This window comes from Paenibacillus sp. MB22_1 (assembly GCF_047200555.1).
Lineage (GTDB): Bacteria > Bacillota > Bacilli > Paenibacillales > Paenibacillaceae > Fontibacillus > Fontibacillus phoenicis.
This window is the reverse complement of sequence record NZ_JBLADV010000001.1, coordinates 118,225-134,225: the sequence shown is the minus strand read 5'-3', so window position 1 is coordinate 134,225 and position 16,001 is coordinate 118,225. Positions and strand designations below refer to the sequence as shown.

Below are 16,001 nucleotides of genomic sequence, written 5' to 3'. Positions count from 1 at the left end.
TATATTCTCATTCCTTAACGATAGACACATTTTGATAGTAGTGTTGCAAGATTTGCCGGTAATCATACCCGGCGTCGGCCAATCCTTTGGCCCCCCATTGGGAAAGTCCCAGACCATGACCGTTTCCGCGTCCCACGAAGACGAATTGGTTCGACGTATCCACCACGCGGGCTGTTCGATCGCCGCTCATCACAACCAGCTTGCCGCTGGCTGTCGTCTTGCCTGATGCCGACTGAATCGTCGTTGCGGACATAGCTGTACCGGTACCAGTCGTTCCTCCTGCACCTTGTACAGTATAACGTCCCGTTTGCACGATATCAAACAAAGTACTGGGCAAGCCATTCAGAGCAGAGCGATACGTATCCGGATATTTGACGTTCAGCGGCTGTCCATTGGCTTTGACCTGCGTCACGCGTCCGGATGGGCCCCGCTGGCTGACCTCCAGATTCCATATCGAAGATGGGATGTCGGATGTCGTTTTTCCCTTCAGGGACTTCACCAGTTCGTCCGAGGTATAAGGTCCGCGAATCCACGCATAGGAGCTGGATTCAGGCACCTTGACCAACACGATGGCCTGGTCGCCCGGATTCAGCTTCGCCAGGGGATCCACATCCGATTGAATGAGCGGCAGCTTCCGGACCAAGACGTTACTGGTCGTCACCGTCAGCTTCTGCAACCCTGCCGGATTCGTCCCATTGACCACCGTATTATCTTCACGGACGTATCCCGTGATCCCGCTCGACAACAGCACATAATACCACGATTTTAATGAGGCTTGCGCAGATTCGTCCCCGTCGCTGGGAACGCTGGAATAGATCGGATTCACATTCCCCCAAACCTCAACCGAATCCGCCGTCACCCCGCCGCTGTTCGACGCAAAGATGCCTTCTACAATTTGTCCGTTTGACGATACCAGCACTTCTCCTGCCGTAGCATCCACCGCTTGAACGATGCTGGCGACCTCTTTTTCCGTCCCATTGTAGACTTGGCTTAAAGTCGTATCCACCAGGCCGGCTACCTTAAACTTATTGAGCCCTGCATTATACAGCGCATAGCTGCGTGCCGCAACCGCCTGGGCCTTCAACGCCTCCTGCGGCCAAGACGATGGAACTTCACCGGCGACAACAGAATACAGGTATTGCTCTAACGGCAGCTCGTTGACGAGCGCCAGTTGGCCGTTCACTTTACTGATCTCAAAATCTCCGCGGTAGCTGCGCCCCGAACGCTCCACCACCTGGATCGGCGAATTGCCGTTATCCCGAAGCGTCAATTTGGTGCCTTCTCCGCTTAACTCATAATGGTCAACGCCTGCCGGAGCCTCCAAATTTAGCGTCACGTCCCGGTGCAGGAGTAATGCAGGGACATTTTCATTAACTGGCGCTAAGGAAAGATTCGGATGGAGTCCGGCCAGCTCGGCTTGGAGCGCGGACTGCTCGGAGGCACTTAACGCGCCGCCGATCCATACCGCATATTGCCCGGGGCCGGTCATCGCCACTACCGCCTCCGCATGCTGGGCGGACAGCGTTTGGCGAAGATTCTCGGCTTCCGCCTGACTTGCAAACGAACCGGCGGACACGTACAGAGGGCCGCGTGCTTCGGCTTTAGCGCCTTTTAAGGATGCAGACAGCGTTTGGCTGACCCGATCCGCTGCTTTTTGCGCTTCCGCTGCACTGGCGTAAGGGCCTGTATAAACGCGGTAGATTGTGCTTCCCGCTTGATTTACGGCATAAGCCACCGGACGGTCTGACGTGGCTTGCAGCTTCTTGACCGCAGCAGCGACCGTTGCCCAATCCGCAGATTCCAATGCTTTAACCTTATATCCATTGACGCTAAATCTCGTCGTAGCCCCCGCTCCCAGCTGCAGCCAAGTCTCCGGCGCCGAACTGCCCGCCAAGATTACCTCTGCCGCTGCCGCCGTTTTTAAAGTAACAGCTGGAGTTGTCGATTTATAGGTGCTGCCCAAGTCCAGGTACATCGCTACGCGGACGCGAGATGTATCCGAATCGTCAGCCGCTGCCGGCAGCTGAAAAGCCCCAGCTAACAGCAAACCCGCAACAATTCCTTTTCCCCATCGGGCTAACGAAAATGCTCGTCTCGTTCGTGTTGTACGTTTCAAACCTGCTTCTCCCCCTTTATGATGCCTTCGAGCCAAGTTCACAAATGCTAAGGTGTCTCGGGCATCGGCAGACCTAAATGCTGATAGGCTGCCGGCGTGACCACCCGTCCTCGCGGCGTCCTCTGCAGAAATCCGATCTGCAGCAGGTAAGGTTCATACACGTCCTCGATCGTCTGACTCTCTTCACCGATGGTTGCGGCGATGGTATCCAGCCCGACGGGGCCGCCGCGAAAGCTCGTAATCATCGCCCGCAGCATTTTGTGGTCGATCAAATCCAGCCCCATCGGGTCAACCTGCAGCATCTGCAGCGCTTCTTTGGCGATCTCCGTGGTAATCATACCGTCGCCCCGCACCTGCGCATAGTCGCGTACGCGCTTCAGCAAGCGGTTTGCAATCCGCGGCGTCCCCCGCGAACGAAGCGCGATTTCCGTCGCCGCATCCCCAATCATTTCGATGCCAAAAATATCCGCGCCTCGCGACACGATATAGCTAAGTTCGTCGATGTTATAGAACTCGAGGCGGCTGACGACCCCAAAACGGTCTCGTAGCGGCGCCGACAGGAGCCCTGCCCGCGTCGTAGCGCCAACGAGCGTAAAAGGCGGCAAGTCCAGCCGAACCGACCGCGCACTTGGCCCCTTGCCGATCATAATATCCAGCGCAAAATCCTCCATCGCCGGATATAGCACTTCCTCCACCGTCCGATGCAGCCGGTGAATCTCGTCGATAAACAGGACGTCGCCTTCCTGCAGATTGGTCAGCAGCGCAGCCAAATCCCCCGGCCGCTCAATGGCCGGTCCCGAGGTCGTGCGCAAATTCACGCCCAGCTCGTTGGCGATAATGTTAGCCAGCGTCGTCTTGCCGAGTCCTGGCGGTCCATAGAGCAGCACGTGATCCAGCGCTTCTTTGCGCATTTTTGCCGCTTCGATATATATTTTTAAATTTTCCTTGATCTGGTTCTGTCCGATATACTCCGCCAAATAACGCGGCCGCAGGCTTAACTCCACCGCCTGGTCCTCCAGCATTAAATTCGCGGAAATAATCCGGTCCTCCATCATGCGCTACGCTCCCCTTCCTGTCCTCATCCTCAGCCGGCGTACAGCAGCTTGAGCGCCTTCTTCATGACGGAATCTACCGCCTCGTCCGGCCCGACATCGTCCTTCAGGCGATGCCATACCTTGTCCAGCTCTGCTTCGGTATAACCCAGTGCTTTCAGGCCTTCGCGCGCCTCCGGCCATCCCGGATTACCGTCATCCCCCAAGGTCTCGCCAACATCCGCAGGCACCGGATCAAACAACGTACCTCCGACGCCCTCCAGCTTGTCCTTCAGGTCCAAAATCATCCGCTGCGCCGTCTTCTTCCCAATCCCGGGCAGCTTGGTCAAAAAGGAGACATTCTCCTGATGAATCGCCGCCACAACATGGTCCGGGCTCCCGCCGCTCAAGATCCCCAGCGCCACACGCGGGCCGATCCCGGATACCTCAATCAGCTTGCGGAACAGCTTCTGCTCCTCGCGGGTTGGGAATCCAAACAGCAGAATCGCATCTTCACGAACATGGTGATGGGTGTAGATCGTCACCGTTTCCTGTCCTTTGGCTGCAAAAGCGTACGGATTCGGACAAAACACCCGATACCCTACCCCCTGTACATCCAAGACGACGTACTCTGTTTCCAAATGGGCAATCTGGCCCCGCAAAAAATCGATCATGAACGCAATACCTCGTTTATTTTAGAGTTTAAAGTATACGAATGCGCATGGCAGATCGCCACGGATAACGCATCCGCCACGTCGTCGGGCTTCGGAATCGCTTGGAGCTTCAGGAACATGCGCGTCATCTCCTGCACCTGGCGCTTCTCCGCCTTCCCGTAACCTACGATCGCCTGCTTCACCTGCATCGGGGTGTATTCCGCAATCGGAAGCCCCTTCTGTGCCGCAGCGAGCACCAACACGCCCCTCGCTTGACTGACCGACATCGCCGTCGTAACGTTCCGATTAAAAAACAGCTTCTCGAACGCCACCGCATCCGGCTTATATTTGTCAATCAACTGAACCATCGCCTCATAGACATGCATAAGCCGTTCTTCCTCGGGCGTATGGGCCTCGGTTTGGATGCAGCCGTACTGCACCGGCGTGACCCTATTGCCTTGTTTATCGATAAATCCGAACCCGACAATCGCAATGCCAGGGTCAATTCCAAGTATCCGCAAGGCTCATCTCCCCCTATCGTTGCTATAACTCCCCCTTGATCCTCGGATGGAGCCCTGTCCTACATAAAGCGAACATATGTATTCACTTTATTATAGCAAAAGATCGGTCAAGATTGAGGAAAAACTTATTTGCAGGTGAAAAAAGTGTAATTAACGCTGGCAAAATAAAAAGAGGGACGTCCCTCCGTTATCTACGATAACTTCATGAGACACCCTCTTCTGGTTGTTCTATTATTCATTCAGCGAAAATAAGCGAGCAGCGTTTTAAGGCTGTTCCTCCTGCTGCATGACTCTCTCCGACGGTTCAATCGCGAAATCGCTGAAGGTGGACAGTACACTATTGTATTCCTCAACATCCTGAATACGAATCCCTTGCCGCAACTGCTGGATTACTTCTGCCGGCAAAGCGCTCTCCATCATTTCCACGTCGATCTGAAAAAAAGTACGAACTGCCTTTTCCTTCTTCGGCGGACCGTCAAATAACGTTAAGTTGCCATCCTTGTCCAAGCCGATGTATCCTTGCGTTTTGCAGTCTTCGGAAAGACCATCGATTTTCTCTTCGATCCAAACGTCGCCCCCTGCGCCAAGTCTGCCTTTCCATGTAGGGTGATCCTTCATCAACTCAGCGATTTCATTGGGGGTCATAATGCCGAGAACACTGCTTTCTTCACCACAGGTGTATATTTTCGTCAGATGGACGATTCTCGATTTCCCCTCTTCCAGATCCGATAACCATTCGTTATCGGCATCCGGAGCAGCTTCTTGCCACATTCCCAGGGTTTCGATCGCCATCGGTTCACGAGCCATCAACTTCTCCATTTGATCGGATAATCGAAGCCCCATCCAGGCCATAACCGCAATCAGTGCCAAGGCGCTGGCGGTCCATATGGCGCGTCTCCATCTTCTCCATCGTTTTTTCAGATGTTTTTTGATTTGGAAGATATTCACGGTTATCCCCTTCTATCGGACTTTTGTCTCTATTTTGACCGATAGTGGGAGCCTTTATTCAATTCTCGAAAACGGCGGCATCCCATTCTTAAACATTAAAAAAGCAGCCATCCGTTAAGATGACTGCTTCCATGGATCGGGACGACACGATTCGAACATGCGACCCCCTGGTCCCAAACCAGGTGCTCTACCAAGCTGAGCTACGTCCCGTAATCAAGTGTTTTACCGATTCTAAAAAATCGGGCCACTTTTTCTATTATATCGACTTCGACATAGAAGTCAAGCATTAATATTCGATTTTATTCGTTATTATCTATTCCCCTGAAGGTACAAATGATATCAGCTTTGCAGCATTTGAGTATGGTGATATTATCGTGACTCATGATGGCAACGTTCTTTGGAATAAACTGGATTACTCTTTAACCAGCGCCGCATTCAGACGTACCGTCACTTCTTGCGAGTCGATACCTTATAAGCGTTATTCAGGTGCTATATAATAAAGACCATCATCACCCAATTGTAATAAGTAGTCGGTATCAGCTGCTGTAATCAAAACTTCATTCCCATTGTCCCTTATTTCTTTATAATAGATGTGTCCATCGTGATAATATAATACTTCACTTGCTTCATCATATTGAAAATTGTCAGTCAACCTTTCTTTATTAATCAAAGAACTCCAGTCTAGGGTTTGTCCATCCTCGATCTCAATCTTAAATATGTGGATACCTGTTATATTCGTTATTTTATAATCAGTGGCATAAACATAATAAAGGTGTTCGTCCCGCCTTTTTATATCTTCAATCCGCATACTCCCTCGACTGTCGATGATCTCGACCAGATCGTTATAGACCACAATGTGAAAACTCTCCCTACCACTGGAGCCGTAAAACTCCGGATTTTCAATGTACTGAATTACTTTTAAGGAATCAGCTTCAAAAAATGAAAAGAAATTTGATATTTCTTCTATCTCTTTAATAGAAAACTGTGGATTTTCCCTTAATCTATCGGCTAGTGTGTTCATGATCTTTGTTTTCTCTGAATCCTCTACTTCTCCTCTATCCCACCTGTTGAATAATGCTTGAAGATCTTCTTGTCCTCGCTTTGGATCAGAGTTGATATAATAAAGTACGCCTATTAAAATCAGACAACTTACAATAGCAATTAAAATTTTTTTCATTTATTATAAAAAATCCTCTCGCATGTATTTTTTGTAAACAAAACGCTGCTACCGATATCCTAATTAGATATCGGTAGAGCGTCACTGGGAAACTTATAATTATTCTTTATTCATATTCAATCATACCAGCTACTCCACCAGCCTTCAAAGACTTTCAGGAATAAATAGTTTCCGCCACCTATTGTCGGTAATAAAGAATAGTCAATTACATGTGGAGTATACGTATACAATACCCATGCTGGAAAAGTGTCCACCTGTATTTTCCCAGCATAAGTCACACCACCAGATGTTTTTGATACACCGCCATTAACAGTCAAAAACACATCTAGCTTGGAATCATGCAGCCACTTATCATACATCCACGCACTGGCAAGTTCGACCTGCTTATCAAAACCGGTGTACGTGGTAATATCCCCACTATCCGTCGCTCCATAGCCCATAGCGTAATGAAATGCTCTTCTGTTAACGTTAGTATCTGTACTGGTAACTAGACTGCTTTCTTTCTGTAGGGTAACCAGTATCACTCGAGGATTAATACCCGCATTCTTTGCTGCATCACTAATAACCTTTGAAGGTTTTACTGTTCTACCAGTATCATAAGCATTACCACTAGAATTGATAGCGTAAATCTTAATGTTATTCCTTAAAACAGAATTTTTACTTGTAAGGAAACTCTGAATTTCACTTTCAGTCATTGCGTCGTCATTGTTGTAAAGAAAATCACTTGAGGATAATAGTGAATTCATCCTTTTGCCGGCAACATAATAATCAACAACTGCAAAAGGAGTAACAGAACTATTCTCGAGACTATTAACAGTGGAACTGTCAACTAGCCCTTGGGAATATTGTTTAGCTATTTCATCTTTCAAAGTTGTTTCTGCATTGCTGAATTTTCCAAGATTTATTTGATACAGCTCTTTCTCCCGAAAGTAAGATGTCTGCAGTTGATTGTTATAAAAAATATTCTCAACAACGTCCATTCTTAGAATAGTCGTATACTGTTTTATACCCTGCTGTGTCAGTAACTTGAATAATTCTATCATTGTCCCATTGAATATCGTAAATTCGTCCGTCAGAATGGATTTCATTTTTAATTCGGCCGCTTTCATCATAAATCATAATGTTCTCATTAATAAGATTGGCCTTATTTTGTTTCAAATTCTTTGGTAGGGAGTCATAAACAGCAGAAATTTCATCTAATGTACTTTTTGAAAGATTCGTTTCCGATGCATAAACACCTGAATTAAGACTAAGAAATAATAAAGATGCCAAAAGACTAAATACAGTTAATGCTTTCATCTTTTTTGAGATCACTGTTTTTCACCTCTTTAAAAGTTTTCATTCCAACTAAAAAACAACACATCTAACCCTACAAGAAAATCTAAATCTATCTTTTTAGACTAAGTCCCTCTTCTCTAAAAGCCTACTCTATCAACTATGTACAAAACATTTTTTTATCTTATAATAGTAACTAGGCTGTTTGCTTTGAACATAGCAAAGAGCGTGCAGAGTTGATTTCCATCGCGCCTCCAAAAGCAATATGGAAATCGACTCTTATTTATTGCAGCAAGATACCAGATATCAGATACCCTTCTGATATTCTTGATACAATCAGTCATTATTGAACATCAATAGCTGCTTCATTTAATCAAACCATTCAATATATAAACACTTCGACTTATACCTTTCTTACGCTCCTTCTAAACATTGCTTGTTTGAAGCGGAAACTCTGCGTTGTCCGCCTGTAAATGCGTACACCTGTATGACGTTGCTTACGGGGAGCAAGCGATCCTCCTCATAGTTAATTAAAAACGTTATTTATCTGCCTTATTGTAAGGTGAGCTGGCAGATTCATTGGATCAAAAACGACTCCAATCCTTTCCTTGACTTTGACGTGCTTTTCTAAATTATCTTCACCGAATATTTTTACTATACCGCTATCTTTTGGATACTACTCCCAGGATTACTTTGAATGTCGTTGATTTGCCTGCCCCGTTATCACCAATAAACAACCCGATTATTGATCCGGCCGGCACATTAAAGCTAACATCTTACAACATCGACGCAAGACAGAAACTGCAAATTAAATGTCGAAGAAGAGAGGGGGTAACTGGGTTGGCTGTACTATTGTAAAAGAAGTAAATGTGGTACTCATGATGGAGGGATTACCGCTAACCTTAAGGTATATATTGTAATTTCATACATATTATATAGTGTATTCGATTTGATTTCAATATTTTTTGTCAAACATTATTACATCAATAGAAAATATATCCATTTAAATCAAATAAATCGCAATAATAATTGCTTATGAAATTCATACTACCCATTTATAATTTCTGCTACAATTTCTGGTTCCTGGCTATCTCCGCCAATTACTGAAGAAACCAAATTTCTTTTCATTTGTATATTCAAAAGTAGACGGCTTAACCAAGTAACCGTCAATGCACAATTTCTCGTACGCTTCAGCGCTACTGCCGAACATTAACTCAAGTAAGTTATTGTGCCAGCTATATCAATTTTCACTGGGTGACTTTTGTATCGTTTCCTCCTGAGCTCTTCGATGCCATTTGGTATTGTAATTATTAAACTTAAGATCATCTCACGTTGTAACAAAAAAAGCAGATTTATTAAATCACGATTCGTGATTTAATAAATCTGCTTGTTTGATGCCGGTGAAGGGACTCGAACCCCCACGGTTTCCCTCACGATTTTGAGATTGGCGCTATGGAAGGAGGGAAACGCTCGTTCGCCAATCATCGAGATTCCGTATGGGACAAGGGAAGTCGGACATGGATTACTTTCTCACTGACCCAATACGTCCCTTGTTTTCCGACAGGGTTGTGTGCGCTCGCTAAACCCACAGATTGACGCGGCTACAGGCCGTCAGGCGCGCCAATCTTTTCACCGCACCAAACTCCCGATCCAAATTTCGGGAGGTTTCACATGCAAATTAACTCTGAATCCACTGTAGCATACGATGCTGTTTCGGCAAAAAAACAATACGCCGAAGCCGTCCGGCTGTTCTTGATGGACTGCCAGTTTCGCAATCTCTCCAAGTTTACCATAGACGGTTACCACGTCTATCTCAAATCGTTGCAACGCGATCTTGAAGATTGGTGCCTTTCCCTGGATACTCTGACCCCTAAAGACCTCTCCGTCCGCATGATTAACAAAATGCTCGAACAGCAATATAAGCCCAATACGATCAACGGAAAGATTCGCACGCTTCAGCAGTTTTTCAAATTTTTATTCGAGGATGGATTACTGACGACTAACATTGCCGAAGGGTTAAAGCCCCTCAAGAACAAACGGCAAGTCGTTCATACTTTTTCCGAAGAGCAAGTCAAACGAATCCTAGCCTCCCCCGATCAAACTACATTTACCGGATTACGGGACTATGCCATTATGCTTCTTTTCCTTGAAACCGGCATACGCGTCATCGAAATGAGCCGGTTGAAAATCTCAGATGTGAATTTTGAGGAAAATACGGTGCACATTCAAATGGGGAAAGGCCGTAAATTCCGATTGGTGCCATTTCAGGCCACATGTGCGGAGATCCTCAAACGATATATTGTGGAACGGGGAGATCAGCCCTTCGACGACATCTGGATTACAGTATTCAATATGCCCATGGCGAGAAATTCCTTCATTAAAATGGTGAAGGCGTATTTTCATCGAGCCGGCATTACTGGCGTGGAAGGAGCCTGCCATGTGTTTAGACACACGATGGCGAAATTGTTTTTGATGAATGGCGGGGACATTTTTACTTTGCAATACCTCCTCGGCCACGCCAACCTCGAAATGACTCGATACTACGTCGAGTTGTTCAGCACCGATATTCATAAACAGCACGAAAAGTACAGCCCGATTGAGAACCTCGCGGACGAAGGCAACTTCAATGAAAGCGAGGTGCAGTAAACATGGAGATGCCAGTAAAACGTCGTAAAAATACACTTACCTCCACTGCTACTCAAGTAGTTGCCCCAACATCGGCAGCTACACCGAGCAAACCGCAAATCGGTTTTCCCAAACTGCTGCAATCATTTGTGTTTGAATGCCGGGCCAAAAATTTATCCGATCGAACTATCGAGTTTTATGAAGAAAATATGATCATGATGCAGAAGACTTTCGAAGAACAAAACCAGGACTTTGACGTCCTCGCCATGACCAACCGGGACATCAAGCATCATTATATCGGATATATGCTTGGCAAAGGACTGGCCAGCAATACGGTAAACGGGCGCATCAAAACCTGCAAAGCGTTTTTCAAGTTTTTATATGAGGAAGGCTATATCAAGCACAAACTGGCTGATGAACTAAGGCTAATCAAAGCGGAAAAGAAAATGATCCAAACCTTTACCAAAGAGCAATTGCTTGCCTTGCTCAACCAACCCAATCGCCAAACCTTTACGGGATTTCGGGATTATACGATCATGATGGTTATGCTGGAAACGGGGATGCGGATCGGAGAATTGCTGAACTTGAAGGTCGGCGATCTTTTCTTAAAAGAAATGGAGATCCGGATTGTTCGGGGCAAAGGCGGGAAAGCGCGGCGCGTCCCCATTCAAAAAACGTGCATTAAAGTGTTGAAACAATACTTGGCCGAACGCGGTGATGTAGAGACGGACTGGCTCTTCGTGAATGTAGAGGGCACAGCCCTTCGTACACGAACCATACAGGAAAACATTCAGGAGTATGGGAAGTTAGCCGGCATATCGGGCGTTCGGGTATCGCCTCATACATTCAGACATACAATGGCGAAGTTTTACATCCTGAACGGCGGCGACGTTTTTACCCTACAACAGATTCTCGGCCACAGCACACTGGACATGGTCCGCTATTATGTAGAGCTTTTTAGCAAGGATATTCGGGAACAGCATCAGAAATATAGTCCGGTGGAGAATATGAGTCGACTCCGGATCGGTGGAGAATATACGAGTCTGTCAAGAATTTTGTGTAAACTCGGTTATACAAAGTTTGGTGCTGGACTTGACATGGAGCCTCTGGCGGGCATGACTTCTCGCGATTGGGCGATGCTGGAAAGAAGGCATCGCGAGGCTAGCCAGCCTATCATGCCCGCCCCCTCCATGTCAAGTCCTTTAGAGAACTTGTATACGATCTGGGAAGTGCACCGTGAGTTGCAGCAGGATTTGTCCCCAGTTTTGAACGCGTCCTGTCCACTTTCGAAGCACATCCATTGTCGCAAGATACAGCATTTTGAGCAACGCTTCGTCATTCGGGAAGATGCTTTTTCCCTTCGTGACTTTGCGGAGCTGGCGATGGTAGCTTTCAATCATATTCGTCGTGTAAATCAGTTTGCGTAGTTCTGGCGAGTATTTGAAAAACGTGGCGAGCTCTTCCCAATTGTTCCGCCATGAACGTACGATCAGCGGATACTGCTTGCCCCATACGGCCTCGAATTGATCCAGCTCCTGCAGAGCGGCTTCCTCCGTTGGAGCGGTGTAAATCGGGCGTAATGCGGCGGTAACCTTCTTTAGGTCCTTGTAGGATACGTATTTGATCGAATTGCGTATTTGATGAATAATGCACTTTTGAATCTCCGTCTTCGGGTAGCATGCCGCAATGGCATCGCTAAATCCTTTCAGATTATCCACGCAGATGATCAGAATATCCTGGACGCCGCGGTTTCTCAAATCGGTCAAAACACCCAACCAGAACTTTGCAGATTCATTCTCGCCAATCCAAATGCCGAGTACATCTTTATAGCCTTCCAGGTCAATCCCGATGACCATGTAAGCGGCTTTATTGATAATTTGCCCGTCCTGCTTGACTTTGAAATGAATCGCGTCCATGAAAATGACAGAGTAGACCGGCTGCAGAGGGCGATGCTGCCATTCCTTGATCAGTGGCATGATTTTCGCCGTTACGTTCGAAATGAGGGTCGGCGATACGTCAATGCCGTACAACTGATTCAAATGATCCTGAATGTCTCGCGTGCTCATGCCTTTGGCATACATCGATATGATCTGATCCTCGATGCCGGTGACCTGCGTCTGGTGCTTCTTGACGATCATCGGTTCAAACTCGCCAAGCCGATCCCGCGGGACCTCGATTTCGATTTCGCCGTATTCCGATGTTACGGTTTTAGAACTATGCCCGTTACGGCTGTTACTCGTCTTCTTATTCTTTACATCATGCTTGGCGTAGCCGAGTTCCGTTTCCAGTTCGGCTTCCAGCATTTCTTGAAGAGTCTCAGCAAACAGTTCTTTTAGCGTTTTCTGAACATCTTCGACGGTCTTCAAGTTGTTCTCTTTGATGAACTGACGAAGTTGATCTTTTGGTAGTAGTTTCATGATGTGTTCTCCCTCAACCTTTCGTTCTCTCTCGATTGTAATAGATTTAGGTTTGAGAGTTTACACAAAATATTTTACAGTCCCGAATATACAATAAGAAAATAAACAAAGGGCTGCATTAGGCGGCCCTTGCTACTTTTCAAGACAATTTTGAGGAATACCCAAAATTGTTCTTTTGAAAATACTGTAACTACTTATTATTTCATCTCAATGTAAACCAGAGTCGAAGTCCTACCTTCTAAAAGGATACAACCCATTTAATTGTTTTTCTTTCTCTTCTAAGTATTGTTCTGCCCAATCAACACCATCGCTGATTGCCTTTTTTATATTTCCTGTAGCATATGTAAAACTCTTGATATTAAGGAAGCTTACCTCGTAATCGCCTTGCATCCAGGTGTCTCCCTTTCCCTCTTCTCTAATCCAAATCCCAACAAAGCGATTTATAGCACAAATATGGGCTTCATCAATATGTCCAGATGGCTCTGATTTTTCAATAACAATAAATCTTGATGCGGCAGCATACGCTAACATTTTTTCCTCATTTGTAAGATGACCGATGTCGGGCTGATCTTTAATTAGTTGCTCCTGAAAAAGTCGATTTTCAAAAATAGTTTCGGGTTGCTGGCTGGGTTGTGAGGGGGAACTTTCCCTAATGATCGGTTTCCATGTTAGTTTTGGAGCATTTTTGCCGCTCTTTGCAGGTTGTGGGTCAGAATCCCGAAGCCGACCCAGCATTTTGAGCCGACAAAGCCCCGATACCTGCTGCGGTTCAAACCGTACTTCCGCTTGAGAAGACTAATCTTCGCTTCTCCAGCTGCACGGTAACGCTGCAAGTCTTTGAACCATAATTCGTTTTCGTACTCGGATCGGGCAATGCCTTTTTTGCCCTTTCGCGGCAAGCTAGCTCGCTTCACACCAAGTTCGGTAATGGCCGTTTCGTTCTTCTTGCTTGAGAAACCGCGGTCGGTCGCTACAGCTTGCGGCGCTTTGCCGAATTGCTTGATATGCGCCTGTACAGCGGGAACGAGCAGTTCATCATCCGAGGGGTTCCCCTCGTAGACAGCGTAGCCGGTCACAAAGCCGCTTTCCGTCTCGTCGATTCGCACCTTGTAGCCGAACTCAGTTCCTTTGGCCAGCTTACCTTTCTTAATCGGTCTTGCTTCCGGGTCAAAGAAACTGACGATCCGATCTGCGATGATTCGATTGCCGGAAACGACCTGTTTGGCTTGTTCCAACAACTTGCCGGTTAGCGTGACCGCCTCGGTCAGTTTGGTTTTACTTTGTCGAAGAGCAGCTTTGCCCTTGTCTTGCAGTTTCTCGATAACGGCTTGCGCCTTGTTCACAACGTTCTCGGCTACTTCGATTACGCTCCCAGTGATCCGGTCAACTTCTTCCCAAGATTCACGGGTGCGGCGACGTAGAACTTTCGCGATGGACAGAATCTTTTCCTTGATTTCTGCCGTACGATCTTCAAAGCCTTGAACAGTGTGGGAGGCGACTTTCCGGATTTTCTGAATCGTTCGAGTGATGACTTTTACGCCATCTTGCAACAGCGTAGCGTCTGTCGGGTGATGGATGTCGGATTCCACAACCGTCGTATCCGTGCGCAATTTGCGGGTTTTCAGAACGGCTTTTTCCTCACACTGCTTTACGAGTGCGGCATTGATGTCTTCGACGATCTTGTCGCCGTAGCGTTTGCGGGCATAGATGAGCGTAGACGGGTCGGGCATCGGTTCGTCGATGGCAAACCGGCAGAACATTCGCCATGTGATGCTGTCACCGACTTCCTTCACGAGTGACTCGTAGCCCAAATTGTATTTATGCTTCAGGACCATAAGACGGATGTACTTTTCAATTGCAAGCGTAGGACGGCCGCTTTTCTTGCCTTTCGGGTGCAACTCAGTAAACGGTTGAAGAAAACGGTCGTCGTCCAGTAATTGATCTATGATTGCAAGCTCGACCGGCAACTTTCTAACAGATTCCGGGAGAATGGCATCCCAGATGGTCAATTGCTCGTCTCGAAGTTTCAACATTTTCTTCACCTCTTGGAAGGATTCCCGAGGGCTTCTGTTGAACTCCTATAGCAAAGGAATTCTTCCCTCGGGGTGTGGAACTTTGTTATCTCGTCAATAACAATTTCCATTTTGAGGTGCTGAATTCCTTTTAATTATGCTCAAAACACCCTGACTTTTTCAGGGGAAACTAATTAAATAAGGTGAATATCCTAGTTGTTTTAGTTCATTACAAATTGCGACCAATTTTGCCCATGCTTCTGGTGTATTGTCTTTCCCCAAAACTAGGACCATTGATTTCTTCCAATTATCAAGCCAATCCGAAAAAGATTTATTTTGTTTGGCTTCTTCAACTTTTTCATAAAATTCCTGTAATGCCTGCTCTAAACCATGATCAGACAAAGGTTCTTTTATTCCTAAGTCACCAAATTCTTGATACATCCTTGGGCGAATATATGAAGGTGACTCAAGATATACAAATAATCTATTGAATAACGATCGTTGAGTGAGCATTTCAACAAAAGCACTACATAACTGTTGCTTGGTCATCCCCCTACCAACATAATCTTCTTTTTCTAAATTTAACAAGCGCCCCAATGCATAAATTTCTTCTTCAGAGAATGATCGTTTCAAGAAATCTATTAAGCGTTGTTGATTCACCAGATTGTTTTCAAAATGTGAATTCAAAGAGTTTTCCCTCGTCTCCATTATTATTGAGCTCCAATCTAATGTAAGGATCGGTTGCTAGTTCTTCTGGCATCAAGATAGTTGTAATGATATATTGGAATTCAGGTTCCAAACCTTCATCAGTGAATGATTTTTCTAAGGTATCTTTCACATAAGTAAAAATCCTGTTATAAACAGCTGGATCAATGTCATTTATGTTAGGAGAGTCATGAACAAGTAATCTGGGATGGGGTGTATCAACCTTTAGTGCCAATTTTAATAATGCCAGGTCATAAGCAATCACTGCCAAAGTAATTGCTGCCGCGCCTGTATCTTTGCCCTCACCCAAATTAAGATATCTAATTTCAACTTCGAAATTTTTCGCCCTCTCACTTAGTTGAAATGAACCAATTCGGTTCTCAAAATATAAATGAGCGTTTTGCAGTAATCTGAGGCCTTGAGCCGTAAGGATTTTCGGACATAAAAAAGGGACTTCACCCCAACTTGGAGAAGTTTTCAAGTGACTAAACCCAAAAACCTCAAGGATGGAGGAAGTCACT

General features: G+C 46.2%; 14 protein-coding genes, 1 tRNA gene and 2 pseudogenes. 2 read left to right on the top strand and 15 right to left on the bottom strand.

Annotation, left to right across the window (positions count from 1 at the left end; all coding sequences use genetic code 11):
• Positions 1 to 7 precede the first annotated feature (7 nt).
• The 10 genes and pseudogenes from ACL02P_RS00655 to ACL02P_RS00610 all read right to left on the bottom strand — a co-directional run.
• Positions 8 to 2,047 (bottom strand): SpoIID/LytB domain-containing protein, encoded by a 2,040-nt coding sequence (locus ACL02P_RS00655; protein ID WP_009224420.1) that lies wholly within the window; start codon positions 2,045 to 2,047, stop codon positions 8 to 10.
• Between the two features lie 116 nt (positions 2,048 to 2,163).
• Positions 2,164 to 3,168 (bottom strand): Holliday junction branch migration DNA helicase RuvB, encoded by a 1,005-nt coding sequence (gene ruvB / locus ACL02P_RS00650; RefSeq protein ID WP_036644827.1) that lies wholly within the window; start codon positions 3,166 to 3,168, stop codon positions 2,164 to 2,166.
• Between the two features lie 32 nt (positions 3,169 to 3,200).
• Complete coding sequence (gene ruvA / locus ACL02P_RS00645; RefSeq protein ID WP_009224422.1) at positions 3,201 to 3,821, bottom strand: Holliday junction branch migration protein RuvA; 621 nt, start codon at positions 3,819 to 3,821, stop codon at positions 3,201 to 3,203.
• A complete protein-coding gene (gene ruvC, locus ACL02P_RS00640) occupies positions 3,818 to 4,321 on the bottom strand; it encodes a crossover junction endodeoxyribonuclease RuvC (protein ID WP_009224423.1) in 504 nt (167 codons plus the stop codon). Before ruvC ends, ruvA begins: the two co-directional genes overlap by 4 nt.
• A 264-nt stretch (positions 4,322 to 4,585) precedes the next feature.
• Positions 4,586 to 5,269 (bottom strand): BofC C-terminal domain-containing protein, encoded by a 684-nt coding sequence (locus ACL02P_RS00635; RefSeq protein WP_009224424.1) that lies wholly within the window; start codon positions 5,267 to 5,269, stop codon positions 4,586 to 4,588.
• A 136-nt stretch (positions 5,270 to 5,405) separates the two neighbouring features.
• Positions 5,406 to 5,479, bottom strand: a tRNA-Pro gene (locus ACL02P_RS00630).
• Positions 5,480 to 5,747: 268 nt separating this feature from the next.
• Complete coding sequence (locus tag ACL02P_RS00625) at positions 5,748 to 6,446, bottom strand: hypothetical protein (RefSeq protein WP_260070207.1); 699 nt, start codon at positions 6,444 to 6,446, stop codon at positions 5,748 to 5,750.
• 116 nt (positions 6,447 to 6,562) lie between these two features.
• Positions 6,563 to 7,426: a hypothetical protein gene (locus ACL02P_RS00620; protein WP_157273362.1), complete on the bottom strand. Its 864-nt coding sequence runs from the start codon at positions 7,424 to 7,426 to the stop codon at positions 6,563 to 6,565.
• Positions 7,413 to 7,760, bottom strand: a complete 348-nt coding sequence (locus ACL02P_RS00615) for a hypothetical protein (protein ID WP_157273363.1) — start codon at positions 7,758 to 7,760, stop codon at positions 7,413 to 7,415. The genes ACL02P_RS00620 and ACL02P_RS00615 overlap by 14 nt, the downstream gene beginning before the upstream one ends.
• Positions 7,761 to 8,253: 493 nt before the next feature.
• A pseudogene (locus ACL02P_RS00610) lies at positions 8,254 to 8,497 on the bottom strand (ATP-binding cassette domain-containing protein); the annotation flags it as partial.
• Positions 8,498 to 9,392: 895 nt separating this feature from the next.
• Between ACL02P_RS00610 and ACL02P_RS00605 the strand changes: the two are divergent.
• Positions 9,393 to 10,367 (top strand): tyrosine-type recombinase/integrase, encoded by a 975-nt coding sequence (locus ACL02P_RS00605; RefSeq protein ID WP_412836616.1) that lies wholly within the window; start codon positions 9,393 to 9,395, stop codon positions 10,365 to 10,367.
• A gap of 2 nt (positions 10,368 to 10,369) precedes the next feature.
• Positions 10,370 to 11,290 (top strand): annotated as a pseudogene (locus ACL02P_RS00600) (tyrosine-type recombinase/integrase); the annotation flags it as partial.
• A 258-nt stretch (positions 11,291 to 11,548) separates the two neighbouring features.
• On the opposite strand, the gene ACL02P_RS00595 reads toward ACL02P_RS00600, so the two are convergent.
• The 5 genes from ACL02P_RS00595 to ACL02P_RS00575 all read right to left on the bottom strand — a co-directional run bounded on the left by ACL02P_RS00595 (position 11,549) and on the right by ACL02P_RS00575 (position 16,000).
• A complete protein-coding gene (locus ACL02P_RS00595) occupies positions 11,549 to 12,763 on the bottom strand; it encodes an IS256 family transposase (RefSeq protein ID WP_174351738.1) in 1,215 nt (404 codons plus the stop codon).
• A gap of 231 nt (positions 12,764 to 12,994) precedes the next feature.
• Positions 12,995 to 13,294: a hypothetical protein gene (locus tag ACL02P_RS00590; RefSeq protein WP_412836615.1), complete on the bottom strand. Its 300-nt coding sequence runs from the start codon at positions 13,292 to 13,294 to the stop codon at positions 12,995 to 12,997.
• Positions 13,295 to 13,431: 137 nt separating this feature from the next.
• The gene (locus ACL02P_RS00585; protein WP_019007868.1) at positions 13,432 to 14,796 is read right to left on the bottom strand and encodes an ISNCY family transposase; all 1,365 of its coding nucleotides are present in this window, start codon (positions 14,794 to 14,796) and stop codon (positions 13,432 to 13,434) included.
• A 159-nt stretch (positions 14,797 to 14,955) separates the two neighbouring features.
• Complete coding sequence (locus ACL02P_RS00580; protein WP_412836614.1) at positions 14,956 to 15,462, bottom strand: hypothetical protein; 507 nt, start codon at positions 15,460 to 15,462, stop codon at positions 14,956 to 14,958.
• Positions 15,446 to 16,000: a DUF2326 domain-containing protein gene (locus tag ACL02P_RS00575; protein WP_412836613.1), complete on the bottom strand. Its 555-nt coding sequence runs from the start codon at positions 15,998 to 16,000 to the stop codon at positions 15,446 to 15,448. Before ACL02P_RS00575 ends, ACL02P_RS00580 begins: the two co-directional genes overlap by 17 nt.
• Between the last annotated feature and the right edge of the window lies 1 nt (position 16,001).